General features: G+C 75.6%; 9 protein-coding genes. 6 read left to right on the top strand and 3 right to left on the bottom strand.

Annotation, left to right across the window (positions count from 1 at the left end; translation table 11 throughout):
• Positions 1-554: 554 nt before the first annotated feature.
• From rfbB to LCD31_RS25490, 6 genes are all read left to right on the top strand, one after another.
• Positions 555-1544 carry a dTDP-glucose 4,6-dehydratase gene (rfbB, locus tag LCD31_RS25515; protein ID WP_224962119.1) on the top strand — a complete coding sequence of 330 codons (990 nt, stop codon included), beginning with the start codon at positions 555-557 and terminating at the stop codon, positions 1542-1544.
• Complete coding sequence (gene rfbD, locus LCD31_RS25510; RefSeq protein WP_224962117.1) at positions 1541-2491, top strand: dTDP-4-dehydrorhamnose reductase; 951 nt, start codon at positions 1541-1543, stop codon at positions 2489-2491. The genes rfbB and rfbD overlap by 4 nt, the downstream gene beginning before the upstream one ends.
• A gap of 423 nt (positions 2492-2914) precedes the next feature.
• The gene (gene lanKC, locus LCD31_RS25505) at positions 2915-5455 is read left to right on the top strand and encodes a class III lanthionine synthetase LanKC (protein ID WP_224962115.1); all 2541 of its coding nucleotides are present in this window, start codon (positions 2915-2917) and stop codon (positions 5453-5455) included.
• Positions 5456-5578: 123 nt separating this feature from the next.
• Positions 5579-5716 carry a SapB/AmfS family lanthipeptide gene (locus tag LCD31_RS25500; protein ID WP_255615140.1) on the top strand — a complete coding sequence of 46 codons (138 nt, stop codon included), beginning with the start codon at positions 5579-5581 and terminating at the stop codon, positions 5714-5716.
• A gap of 369 nt (positions 5717-6085) precedes the next feature.
• Positions 6086-7741 (top strand): ABC transporter ATP-binding protein, encoded by a 1656-nt coding sequence (locus tag LCD31_RS25495; RefSeq protein ID WP_224962111.1) that lies wholly within the window; start codon positions 6086-6088, stop codon positions 7739-7741.
• Complete coding sequence (locus tag LCD31_RS25490; protein WP_224962109.1) at positions 7735-9453, top strand: ABC transporter ATP-binding protein; 1719 nt, start codon at positions 7735-7737, stop codon at positions 9451-9453. Before LCD31_RS25495 ends, LCD31_RS25490 begins: the two co-directional genes overlap by 7 nt.
• Here LCD31_RS25490 and LCD31_RS25485 read toward each other — a convergent pair.
• The 3 genes from LCD31_RS25485 to LCD31_RS25475 form a co-directional block, all read right to left on the bottom strand.
• Positions 9440-10012 carry a sigma-70 family RNA polymerase sigma factor gene (locus tag LCD31_RS25485; protein ID WP_224962107.1) on the bottom strand — a complete coding sequence of 191 codons (573 nt, stop codon included), beginning with the start codon at positions 10010-10012 and terminating at the stop codon, positions 9440-9442. The two genes, LCD31_RS25490 and LCD31_RS25485, sit on opposite strands and share 14 nt — an antisense overlap.
• A gap of 160 nt (positions 10013-10172) precedes the next feature.
• A complete protein-coding gene (locus tag LCD31_RS25480) occupies positions 10173-11042 on the bottom strand; it encodes a hypothetical protein (RefSeq protein ID WP_224962105.1) in 870 nt (289 codons plus the stop codon).
• A gap of 538 nt (positions 11043-11580) precedes the next feature.
• The gene (locus LCD31_RS25475) at positions 11581-12462 is read right to left on the bottom strand and encodes a glycosyltransferase family 1 protein (protein ID WP_308015868.1); all 882 of its coding nucleotides are present in this window, start codon (positions 12460-12462) and stop codon (positions 11581-11583) included.
• Positions 12463-12487 lie beyond the last annotated feature (25 nt).

The following is a 12487-nucleotide window of genomic DNA, read 5'->3' as shown; positions in this document are numbered from 1 at the left end:
GGCTTGGGGCGATCGGCCGGGGCGGGACGGCGGGCTTCGCCGCCGACGGGCCGTCCGGCCGGTGCGCCGCCGGGGCGGGGCCTGCCGGGGACACCGCCTGCCGGGCCGCCCTTCGGCCCGCGCGGGGGGACGGGCCTGCCCGGCTGCCCCGGTGGGCCACCTGGCCGTCGCGACCGGTCGTCCACGCCGAATCCTCCTCAGGGCCTGCCTTGCGAGCGTTACACCTCGCCGGGGTGATCCTCGGCGGGGTCACCGTGCAGGCTAACGGTGATCTGCCGCTGGGGTTGCGCGCGGGCGGGACGATCGGTGTCACTCGAACGATGGACAGGTTCGATCACGCCGAGCGCTGCCCGATCTCATTCTCCGCAACGGTCCACGAGCCCCCGCGGGTGCCTCCCGGCGCTCGGGTAGACGCCGGGAAACCCCCCACAACCCGCTGCGCACGAGATCCCGCCGGTACCGTGATCCGGCCGGCCGCGCGCGTGGCAGACTGCGGGCGAAGCCAGCCCGGACCGGGCCACCACCCGGCCCGGCCGCTCTTTCGGGAAGGTGCCATGCGAGTTCTGATCACCGGCGGTGCCGGTTTCATCGGGTCGCACTACGTGCGGCGATCGCTCGGCGGCGACCACCCGGAGTTCGCCGACGCCGAAGTGGTGGTGCTGGACAAGCTCACCTACGCGGGAAACCGGGAGAACCTGCGCCCCGTCGCGGACGACCCGCGGCTGCGCTTCGTGCAGGGCGACATCTGCGATGCCGAGCTGGTCGGCGAGCTGATGCGCGGGGTGGACCTGGTGGTGCACTTCGCCGCCGAGTCCCACGTGGACAGATCGATCCTCGGCGCCTCCGACTTCGTGCGCACCAACGTCCTCGGCACCGACGTGATGCTGCAGGCCGCGCTCGCCGCCGAGGTCGGCAAGTTCGTGCACGTCTCCACCGACGAGGTGTACGGCTCCATCGACGAGGGCTCCTGGCCCGAAGGGGATCCGCTGGAGCCGAACTCGCCGTACTCCGCGGCGAAGGCCGGTTCCGACCTGCTGGCCCGCGCCTACTTCCGCACCCACGGCCTGCCGGTCTGCGTGACCCGCTGCTCCAACAACTACGGGCCGTACCAGTTCCCGGAGAAGATGCTGCCGCTGTTCATCACGAACCTGCTGGACGGTCGGCAGGTGCCGCTCTACGGCGACGGCGGCAACGTGCGGGACTGGCTGCACGTGACCGACCACTGCCGCGGGATCGAGCTCGTCGCCGGGGCCGGGCGGCCGGGTGAGGTGTACAACATCGGCGGCGGCACCGAGCTGACCAACCGGCAGCTCACCGACCGGCTGCTCGCCGAACTCGGCGCCGACGAGTCGGCGGTGCGCCACGTCGAGGACCGCAAGGGCCACGACCGCCGCTACTCGGTGGACCACGCGAAGATCAGCACCGAGCTGGGCTACCGGCCCGTCGTCGACTTCGGCGAGGGCCTCGCGGACACCATCCGCTGGTACCGGGAGAACCGCGCCTGGTGGGAACCGCTGAAGCAGGCGGCGACGATCAGCCGATGACGGAACGGGAAGCGGGCCCGATCACCGGGCTGGACGAGATCGCGCTGCTGGTGCCGGGCGGCCGCGGCCAGCTGGGCCGCGAACTGCACCGCCGGGCGCAGGGCCGCCTCGGCCTGGTGCACGCGCCCGGTTCCGGCGAGCTCGACGTCCGCGACGAGCAGGACGTCACCGACGCGGTGGACTCGTTCGCCGAGACCGCGCGGGACAACAACCTCCGGCCCGTCGTCGTCAACGCCGCCGCGCACACCGCGGTGGACGCCGCCGAAGGCGAGCCGGAACGGGCCGCGGCGATCAACGAGGCGGGTGCCGCGGCGTTGGCCCGCGCCTGCGCGGTGCGCCGGGTGCCGCTGGTGCACCTGTCCACCGACTACGTCTTCGACGGCACCGCCGACGTGCCCTACGAGCCGTCCGACGAGACCGGCCCGCGCACCGCGTACGGGCGCACGAAGCTCGCCGGGGAGCGCGCGGTCCTCGCCGCCGCCGACCGGGCCTGGGTGGTGCGCACCTCCTGGGTGTACGGCGCCGGGGGCGGGAACTTCGTCAAGACGATGGTGCGGCTCGCCGGCGAGCGGGAGCAGGTGACGGTGGTCGACGACCAGGTCGGCGGCCCCACCTGGACCGGCGACCTGGCGGCCGGGCTGCTGGAGCTGGCCGGGCTGCTGGTCGAACGCCGCGATCCGGCCGACCGGGTGCTGCACTGCACGAACTCCGGGCGGGCCAGCTGGTACGAGTTCGCCCGCGCCGTGTTCGCCGAGATCGGCGCCGACCCGGACCGGGTGCTGCCGTGCGCCACCGCCGACTTCCCGCGTCCCGCGCCGCGGCCCGCTTACTCGGTGCTCTCGCCGCGCGCCTGGAACGCGGCCGGGCTGAGCCCGCTGCGGGACTGGCGTTCGGCGCTGGCGGCGGCGTTCGAGGTGGACGGCGCGGCCCTGCGCGGCGAGGGCTGAGGAGGCCGCCGCTCCCGGTTCCGGCGCGTTCGCGGGGAGGGCCGGGACGGCCGCCGCTCCCGGTTCCGGGGCGTTCGCGGACGGCTGCCCGCGGCCCGCATTCATTGCGCGCGCATTCTTCGAGCTGTTCCGCTGTTCCTGCATTCGATTCGAGCCGCGCGGTTTCCGTTGAACCATTTCCGCTGCCAGCGCCGGTGTTACAGGCGAATGGGTGATCGTTGCTCCGGATCGGTGCGCGAACGACTGCGGTACCTGGTGGTAACGAGACCGAAGTAGTCACTCTTCGAGCCTAGTGCGATCACTTGTTCGGCGGGTTGGCAGCCGGTTCCGGGCATGAGGAAATTTCACCGCGGCCGGCGAACTGTCGGACCGACTGGGATGTCGCGGAAATCACGTGATCTGCGCTCGGGGGAAAGGTGTGCCATGGACTTCCGGTACGAAGCATTCTGCTTCGCCGATCCGCTGTTCTTCGACGAGCAGAACGGCGCTTCCGGTGGTCCCGGCGAATACGCGCGGCTGCTCGAACTCCCGGAAGTCTCGAGCTGGTCGGACGTGACCGCCGGCGGCTGGCGGATGCTGCGCCCGCGCGGCGTGGACCTGCCCTCCCAGGGGTGGAAGGTGCACGTCTCGGCCACTCTGCACAACGCGGAACGGGTGCTGCGCACCGTCGGCGGGTACTGCCTGCGCAACCGGATCGCGTTCAAGCACCTGGCCGGGCGCGACGTGCTCCTCGCGCGGAACTCCAAATACGCGTCGCGTTCGTCGAGCGGGAAGTTCATGACGCTCTACCCGGTGGACGAGAACCACCTCGAACGCATTCTCCTCGAACTGTCCGCACCGCTGCGCGGCGAATCCGGGCCGTACGTGCTGAGCGATCTCCGCTGCGGTTCCGGTCCGTTGTACGTGCGCTACGGCGGATTCGAGCAGCGGTGGGTGGAAGTCGGCGGAACCCGGGTGCTCGCCGTAGAACGGCCCGACGGAGCGCTCGTTCCCGATGCGCGCGGACCGGGATTCTCGGTGCCCGGCTGGGTGCGGCTGCCCGCATTCCTCGAACCGCACCTGGCCGCCCGCCGGGACCCGGGGACGACCCGGTTCCCGTACCGGGTGACGTCCTCGATGCACTTCTCCAACGGCGGCGGCGTGTACCGCGCCACCCGGGAATCCGACGGCGTCGAAGTGGTGCTCAAGGAAGCCCGCCCGCACGCCGGGCTGGACCGCGACGGCACCGACGCCGAGGTGCGGCTGCGCCGGGAGCACCAGGTGCTGCGGCACCTCGACGGCGTCCCCGGCGTGCCCGCGGTGCACGAGCTGTGCACCGCCTGGGAGCACACGTTCCTCGTCGTCGAACCGGTCCCGGGCCGCAACCTCGGCGCCTGGCTGGCCCGCAACTACCCGCTCACCCGCGGCGGCACCACCGCCGAGGAGCTCACCGCCTACGCCGACCGCGCGCTCGCGCTGCTCGACCGGGTGCGGGAGCTGATCGACCGGGTGCACGCCCGCGGCGTCGTCTTCGGCGACCTGCACCCGCTCAACGTGCTGGTGGACGAGGACGACTCGGTGGCGCTCGTCGACTTCGAGATGGCCGCGCTGGACGTGGACGCCCCGCGGCCCGCGCTCGGCGCGCCCGGATTCCGCGCCCCGCCCGGCAGCAGCGGCACCGAGGTCGACGGGCACGCGTTGGCCGCGCTCGCGCTGTGGATGTTCCTGCCGTTGAACGCGCTGCTGGAACTGGCGCCCGGCAAGCTCGACGCGCTCGTCGACGTGGCGCGCCGCCGCTTCCGGTTGCCCGCCGAGTACGGCGGTGCGCTGCGCGAACGGCTGCTGCCCGCGGGCACCGCGCCCGCCACCACCGAACTGGACCAGCCCGCGCCGGACTGGGGGATCGTCCGCAAAGGACTCGCCGAGGGCGTGCTCGGCAGCGCCACCCCGGCACGCGCGGACCGGCTGTTCCCCGGCGACATCGAGCAGTTCCGGGTCGGCGGCACCGGCATCGCCCACGGCGCCGCCGGCGTGCTGCTCGCGTTGGACGTCGCCGGTGCCGGGCGCTACCCGGAGCACGAGCGGTGGCTGCTCGACGCGGTGCGCCGCACCCCGCCGCAGCGGCCCGGTCTGCTCGACGGCGCGCACGGCACCGCGCATGTGCTCGACCACCTCGGGCACCGCGAAGCCGCGCGGGAACTCGTGGCGGCCGCCGCCGGGCTCGCCGCGCAGACCACCGGGCACGGCTACGGGGCGGGCCGGGCCGGCATCGCGCTGAACCTGCTGCACCTGGCGCACCGCTGGGACGACGGGGAACCGCTGAACCGCGCGCTGAACCTCGCCGACCGGCTCGCCGCGGAGCTGCCCGCCGCCGCGCCGCCCGGCGACGTGGGCCGGGCCGGGCTGCTCGACGGCTGGTCCGGGCCCGCGCTGCTGTTCGCGCACCTGCACGACGCCACCGGGGAACGCGCCTGGCTGGAGCTGGCCGACCGGGCGCTGCTGCGGGACCTCGACGAATGCGCCCGCACCGACGGCGGCGGCCTCCAGGTGCGCGACGGCACCGCCCGCACCCTGCCGTACCTGGGGGTCGGCAGCGCGGGCATCGCGCTCGTCGCCGAAGAGCTCGCGCTGCGCCACCCCGGCGCGGAATGCCTGCGGTGGCAACCGGACCTGCTGGCCGCCTGCCTCGGCGAGTTCGTCATCCACCCCGGACTGCTGCACGGCCGCTGCGGGCTGCTCGCCGCGCTGGCCGCCGCGGACCGGCGGCGGCCCGAACCGGAGCGGACCGCGGCCATCGGCACCCACCTGGCCGCGCTGGGCTGGCACGCCCTGCCCTTCGGGGACGGCGGCATCGCGATGCCCGGCAACCAGCTGCTGCGGCTGTCCACCGACGTCGCCACCGGCGGCGCGGGCGTGCTCGCCACCGTCGCCGCCGTGCTCGACGGGCACGGCCGGGTGCTGCCGTTCTTCGGCACCGCGCCGTGAGCTCCGCGCCCCCGCACCGCGCCGTGAGCGCCGCGCACCCGCCGGGCGACCGGTGGCACCACGAACTCCGGGCGGGATCCCGCCCGGTCAACGAAGGAAACGACGGAAGGAACGACCGTGGAGATGGTCCTGCAGCTCCAGGAGCTCGAAGCCCGGAACGAGACCTCGTTCGGCGGCGGCGGTGGCGGCGACAACGGCAGCAACCTGAGCCTGCTCGCGTCCTGCGCGAACAGCACGGTGAGCCTGCTCACCTGCCACTGATCGCCGCGTCGCCCGCCTCGTGCCGCGCGGGGGTCAGGTGGCGGAGCTCCGACGACCCGCTCATCGCGCTCGAACCGGTGCGGCGCACCCACCTCCGGCGGCCCACCCGCCGGACGGCGGGGCCGCCCCCGGGAGCGGGACGTCGAGGAACCGCGACGGTGCCGGTCGCGACCGGTGGGCACCGGTCGGCGCGAACGCCGGCCGAGCGGCGGCACCACGCGGAGCACGATCCCGAGGCGGACGACGGCTGAAGTGCGGCCCCGGCACCCACGCGGTGCCGGGGCCGTCCCGTGCCGCGGGCCGTCCGCGGCAGATCGCGCGCGACGGCGGCGGAGGGCACGAGGGCCGAGGAGCGGAGGAGGACGCCGGATGGTGGACCACGAACGGGTGTTGGCGCCCGCGGTGCGCGCGCAGCGGTGGCCGGTGCTGCTGCTGGTGCTGATCGCGCTGGCGGCGACCGGCTGCGCCCTGCTGCTGCCCGCGGCGCTCGCGCGGACCGTCGACGCCGCCGTCTCCGGCAGCGGTGCCGTCGCCCCGCTGCTGGCGCTGCTGCTGCTCGGCTGCGGCGGGATCGCCGCGCAGGTGCTGGCGGTGCTGCTGTCGGCGCGGATCACCGCCGCCACCACGGCCCGGTTGCGGGCCGACCTCGCCGAGCGGCTGGTGCTGCTCGGCCACCGCGGCCCGTTCGCCGCCGGGGACGCGGTCAGCAGGCTCACCGGGGACTGCGCGGGCGCGGGCGGGATCACCGCGACGCTGGTGGAGATCGCGACCGCGGTGCTGCTGTCGGTGGGCGCGCTCGGCGCGCTGCTGCGGCTGGACCTGCGGGTGGCGCTGGTGTTCGTGGTGCTGCTGCCGCTCGCGGTGCTGCTGGCCCGGTCGCACCTGCGCAGCACGGCCGCGGACCTGCTCGGCTACCAGCAGGCGTCCGGCGAGCTCGGCGCCCGGCTGCTGGACGCGGTCACCGGGCTGCGCACCATCGCCGCCGCCGGGGTCGCCGAACAGGAGGCGCGGCGGGTGCTGCGGCCGCTGGACCGGCTCGGCGCGGCGGGCGCGGGCACCTGGCGCACCCAGTCCCGGTTGATGTGGCGGGCCGGGTTGCTGGTACCGCTGGTGCAGATCGCGGTGCTGTGCGCGGCCGGGCTCGGGCTGTTCGCGGGCAGGCTCACCGTCGGCGAGGTGCTGGCCGCCCTCGGCTACGCCACCGCCGGGATGGGCGTCGTCCGGCAGTCGGCGCTGTTCACCGCGCTGTCCCGCGCCCGGTCCTGCGCGCAGCGGCTCGCCGAGGTGCACCGGGTCGCGCCGGAACCGGCCGGTTCCCGGGTGCTGCCGTCGGGGCCGGGGGAGCTGCGGGTCCGCGGCGCCGTGGTGCGCGGGGTGCTCGACGGGATCGACCTGGTGGTGCCTGCGGGCACGATCGTCGCCGTCGTCGGACGTTCCGGGGCGGGCAAGTCCACGCTGGCCGAGGTGCTCGCCGGGCTGCGCCCGCCCGACCGCGGGCAGGTGCTGCTCGACGGGGTGCCGACGGCGGAGCTCGATCCGGCGGCGGCGCACGTGGGCGTCGCCTTCGCCCGGCCGGTGCTGCTGGGCACCACCGTGGCGACCGCCGTGTCCTACGGGGCGGTCGAAGCGGACGTGGCCGCCGCCTGCCGCGCCGCCCAGGTGCACGACCTGGTGACCCGGCTGCCCGACGGCTACCTCACCCCGCTCGCCGAGGTCCCGCTCTCCGGCGGGGAGGCGCAGCGGCTCGGGCTGGCCCGCGCGCTCGCCAGGACGCCGCGGCTGCTGGTGCTCGACGACGCCACCGCCAGCCTGGACGCGATCACCGAGGACCGGGTGGAGCGCGCCATCACCACCGCGCTGCCCGGCCGGACCCGGGTCGTGATCACCCACCGCGCGGGCACCGCCGGCCGCGCCGACCTCGTGGTGTGGCTCGACGAGGGCCGGATCCGGCGCGCCGCCCCGCACGCGGAGCTGTGGGCCGACCCGGACTACCGCGCCCTGTTCACCGAGGAGGCGCCGTGCTGATCGGCGAGTACCGGCGCGCCCTGACCGGGCACCGGCGCGGCTGGGCGGTGCTGCTGGCCTGCTCCGCGCTGGAGGCCGCGCCCGCGCTGCTGTCCGGGACGTTCGTGCGCAACGCCGTCGACGACGGGTTCGCCGCGGGCCGGTTCGACGTCGGCGCGGCCTGGCTGCTCGCGTTCGCCGCCGCCGCGGTGGTCGGCGCCGCCGGGGTCCGGTTCGTGTGGCGCCGCATCGGAGCCATCGTGGAGCCGCTGCGCGACGTGCTGGTGCGGCGGGTCGTGCGGGACGTGCTCGCCGACACCGCCCCGCCGCGCGGCGGACCGGACGCGGCGGGCGTCGCCCGGATCACCCAGCACGTGGAGGTGGTGCGGGACGCGACGGCGGGACTGCTCGTGCAGGCCAGGGGACTGCTGGTGTCGGTCGCCGCCGCACTGGCCGGGGTGGCCGCGCTGGACCCGCTGCTGCTGTGGCCGGTGGCGCCGCCGGTGCTGCTGGCGGTGGCGCTGTTCGGCTGCTCGCTGCCCGCGCTCGCCCGCCGCCAGCGCGGCCTCGCCCTCGCCGACGAGCGGACCGCGACCCGGGCCGGGGCGGTGCTCACCGGGCTGCGGGACGTGGCGGCCTGCGGCGCGCAGCGGCAGGCGATCGCGGCGGTGCGCGACGCGGTGGACGCGCAGGCCGCGGCCGCGGTCCGGATGTCCACCGCCGCCGCGCTGCGCACCCTGATCATCGGCGGGGGTGGTTTGCTGCCGGTGCTGCTGGTGCTGGCGATCGCGCCGTGGGCCGTCGGGAGCGGGCGGCTCACGGCGGGCGCGGTGCTCGGCGCGCTCGTGTACGTCACCGGCACCGTGCAACCGGCGCTGCACGGGCTGGCCGCCACCACCGGGTCGGTGCTGCTGCGGCTGCTGGTGGCGCTGAACCGGCTCGCCGAGATCGGCCGCGCGGCGCCCGCGGACCGGCCGCGCGACGTCCCGGCCGGGCCGCGGGTGCGGGCGCGCGGGCTCACCCACCGGTGGGGCGAGCACGCCGAACCGGTGCTGTCCGAATTGGACCTGGACCTGGACCCCGGCGAGCACCTCGCGGTCGTCGGACCCAGCGGCATCGGCAAGTCCACCTTCGCCGGGCTGCTCACCGGCACCCTCGCGCCCACCGGCGGCTCGGTGCGCGTCGGGGGAGTCGTGGTCACCGAGCTGGATCCGGCGGTGCGGCACCGGCTCATCGCGTTCACCCCGCAGGAGGCGTACCTGTTCGCCGGGACGGTGCGGGAGAACGTGGCGCTGCTGGCGGCCGGGAGCACCGACGCGCACCTGCTGGCCGCGGCCGCCGACGTCGGCGCCGCCGAGCTGGTGGCCCGGCTGGGCGGGCTGGACGGCGAGGTGCGCCACGGCGGCGCGGACCTGTCGGCGGGCCAGCGGCAACTGCTGGCGCTGGCCCGGGTGCACGCGAGCGCGGCGCCGATCGTGGTGCTCGACGAAGCCACCTCGCACCTGGACGGGCCCGCGGAGGCCCGTGCCGAACGCGCCTTCGCCGCGCGCGGCGGCGTGCTGGTGGTGATCGCGCACCGGCTCGGCTCGGCGCGGCGCGCGAACCGGGTGCTGCTGCTCGACGGGACCGGCGCGCAGCTCGGCACGCCCGCGGAACTGCCCGCCCGCTCCGCGACCTACGCGGAACTGGTGCGCGCCTGGGACGACGCGCCGCCCGGGCTCAGCGGGCGGTGAGCAGGCAGTCCCGCAGCCGGATCAGCCCGTCCCGCAGCCGCGTCTTCACCGTCGCCGCCGGGGCGGCCAGCCGGCGCGCGGCCTCCCGGTGGTCGAGCCCGCAGTAGTAGGTCAGCGCCACCGCCTCCCGTTGCAACGCGGTCAACCCGGCCAGGCAGCTGCGCACCTCGCAGTGCTCGCTGCGGATCAGCACCGCCTCCACCACCGAGTCGTGCGCGATCCGGTGCGAGCGCGCCGCGAACCGCGCGTCCCGCGCCCGCGCCGACCGCACCGAGCGCAACCGGTCCACGGCCCGCCGGTGCGCCACGGTGAGCACCCAGCCGATCGCGCCGCCCCGCTCCGGCCGGTACCGGGCGGCGGTGCGCCACACCTCGACCAGCGCCTCCTGGGTGACCTCCTCGGCGTGCGCGTCGTCGTCGAGCACGTCGCGGGCCGCCGCGTGCACGAGCACCACGACCCGGTCGTAGAGCAGCTCGAACGCGCGCGGATCGCCCGCGGCCACCCGGAGCAGCAGTGCCTCAGGCCCGTCCCGCGCCCCTGCGCCCTGGGGCTGCCGCATCCGATCTCCCGTCCCGTCGTCCGCCCGTGCTCCCGGTGTTCGGTGCCGACCGGGGCGGCGACGGGCCGAATCGGCGATCCGGCCAGGAACGGCGCGAATCGGGCGCCCGCGAAGAAGGCCACCGAGCAGTGCCCGGTGGCCTTCGTCCCGCGCCGGCCGATCAGATGCCGAGGCCGCCGGTCAGGTCCTCGACCGTGCCCTCGACGCCACCGACGGGGCCGTCGGCGCCGGTCAGCGGGGCCGTCAGGTCCGCCATCGGGGCGACGCCGCCGACCACGTCGTCGACCGGCAGCTCGCCGGTGACGTCCTGCACCGAACCCATGACGCCGCCGCCGTCGACGCCGCCGAGGTCGAGTCCGCCGGTCAGGTCCCCGGCACCGGTGAGGTCCGAGATCCCGCCGGTCAGGTCGCCGCCCTGGACACCGCCGACGGTGTCCTCCAGGCCGCCGACCACGTCGGTGACGCCGTTGCCCGCGACGTTGCCCGCGTTCAGGTCGCCGGTCAGGCCGCTGATGTCACCGGTGTTGATGTCGCCGACCAGGCCGACGTCGTTGCCGTTGCCGACCGGCGCGCCCAGCTGGTTGTCCGAGCCGGTGCTGTCCTCGCTGCGGGACGTCTCGGTGCTGTTGCCGCTGTTCTCGGTGGACTGCTCGTCGGTGGTGCGCGCCGTCGGCGACAGCAGGCCTTCGACGTCGCCGAGCGCGGTGAAGATCTCCGGGGTGGCCATCGTGCTCTCCAATTCATCGGGACCGTTCGGGAGGAACGGCATCAGGGCGTCCGCGGGCACGCCGTCGCCGTCGGCGGCGAGCACCACCAGCCCCGGGGGCAGGGCTCGGGTGAACTCGTCGACGACCTCGACCGGTGCGAGGTCGAGGGCCAGCGAAGCGGCGTGCACCACGTCCGCGTTGCTCAGCTCGGGCAGGCCCGCCTGGTCCAGGAATGCGCGCGGCTCGGCGGCGAACTCGGCGCGCGATTCCGCGCCCGCCACCACTCGCCGCAGGATTTCGTACACCGTCTCCACGGTCCGCACGCTCCGTTCCCAGGAATGCTGCACGAGCGGGTCGGAACGGTTGTGGCGAAGTCATCGGTACCCGCCGCACAGCCAGGTCCGAGTCGGCCAAGACTCGGATTTCGGGGACCGATCGCACCGCGACCCTCGCGCCGCCGACCCGTTCCGCCCGTGGTCACCACGCTAGGAGGGCGGTGAGCGGCGGGACATGGGGGTGATCCCCCTGTGCTTTTCCCCTATTAGGGGATCAGGCGCGAACGGGTTCTCTGGCGGCAGATCAGGAGTCCGTCCCGAAATCGATTGGTCGATTCCCAGTGGGATTCGACACCGTTTCTCGGCGTGCTCTCATATCGATCGGGAAAAACATCGACCGGCGACCGATCGATCGGGATCGTGGCAACGAAAGGAATGCGGAACGGTGCGCGGTGCGGCTCCGGCACGGTCGCACGGATCGCGGGCGCCGCGGTCACGGTCCGGGAATGGGCGGGTACCGAGTGCGCATCGACGAGGTCACGGCGTGGCGACCCGGGACTCGGCGGACTCGGCGGGCGCCGCCCCGTCAGCTCGCCGCGCGGGCGTAGGCGTGCAGCGTCGCCGCCGCGCAGCCGCGCCAGGTGAACCGCGCCGCGTGCGCCCGCCGCGCCGCCACCGCCGCCGGATCGGGCGCCGCCGCCGCGGCCCGCTGCAACGCCGCGCGCAGCGCCGCCGCGTCGCCGTGCGGGACGAACTCGGCCAGTCCGCCGGTGACCTCCCGCAGCACCGGCAGGTCCGAGCAGATCACCGGCACCCCGCAGGCCAGCGCCTCCAGCGCGGGCAGCCCGAAGCCCTCGTCCCGCGACGGCAGCACCAACGCCCGGGCCCCGGCCACCACGCTGCGCAGCTCCGGCTCCGGCAGGTACCCGGTGCGCAGCACCTTCCCCGTCTGCCGCGCCTCGCCCGGACCGGCCAGCACCAGCGGTGGCAGCCGCCGGTCGTGGGCGCGCAGCAACACCTCGACGCCCTTGCGCGGGCCTTCGGCGCCGACGAACGCGAAGTACTCGTCCGGCAGGCCCAGCCGGTGCAGCTCGGCCCCCGGCGGCACCGCATCGAACCACTCCGGGTCCACCCCCAGCGGCGTGACCACCACGTCCTGGCGGGGCAGGCCGAACCGCTCCGCGACCGAGTCGGCGACCGCCGCGCTCGGCGTGCACACCACCGCCGCCCGCCGCACCGAGGAGCGCACCAGGTCGGCGAAACCCGGCTCCGCCTCGGCGGGCTCGTCCAGGAAGGCCAGGTCGTGCACCGTCACCACACCGCCCGCGCGCACCGCGGGCGGCAGCGCGAAGTTGGTGCCGTGCACCACGTCCACCGTTCCCGCCCGCAGCGCCCCCGGCGGGAACGGCGCCCGGGCCCCCCCCCCCCGCCCCCCCCCACCCCCGCCCCCCCCCCCCCCCCCGCCCACGCCAAACCCCCACCAACCCCGGCGG

The organism is Saccharopolyspora sp. 6M, assembly GCF_020176775.1.
Classification (GTDB): Bacteria; Actinomycetota; Actinomycetes; order Mycobacteriales; family Pseudonocardiaceae; genus Saccharopolyspora_C; species Saccharopolyspora_C gregorii.
This window is presented reverse-complemented; position numbering and strand designations above follow the sequence as displayed.

What these genes read in the sequence shown, in the direction of transcription:
- rfbB (WP_224962119.1), top strand. Translation starts at nt 555, where the DNA reads ATGCGAGTTCTGATCACCGGCGGTGCCGGTTTCATCGGGTCGCACTAC.
- rfbD (WP_224962117.1), top strand. Translation starts at nt 1,541, where the DNA reads ATGACGGAACGGGAAGCGGGCCCGATCACCGGGCTGGACGAGATCGCG.
- lanKC (WP_224962115.1), top strand. Translation starts at nt 2,915, where the DNA reads ATGGACTTCCGGTACGAAGCATTCTGCTTCGCCGATCCGCTGTTCTTC.
- LCD31_RS25500 (WP_255615140.1), top strand. Translation starts at nt 5,579, where the DNA reads ATGGTCCTGCAGCTCCAGGAGCTCGAAGCCCGGAACGAGACCTCGTTC.
- LCD31_RS25495 (WP_224962111.1), top strand. Translation starts at nt 6,086, where the DNA reads ATGGTGGACCACGAACGGGTGTTGGCGCCCGCGGTGCGCGCGCAGCGG.
- LCD31_RS25485 (WP_224962107.1), bottom strand. Translation starts at nt 10,012, where the DNA reads ATGCGGCAGCCCCAGGGCGCAGGGGCGCGGGACGGGCCTGAGGCACTG.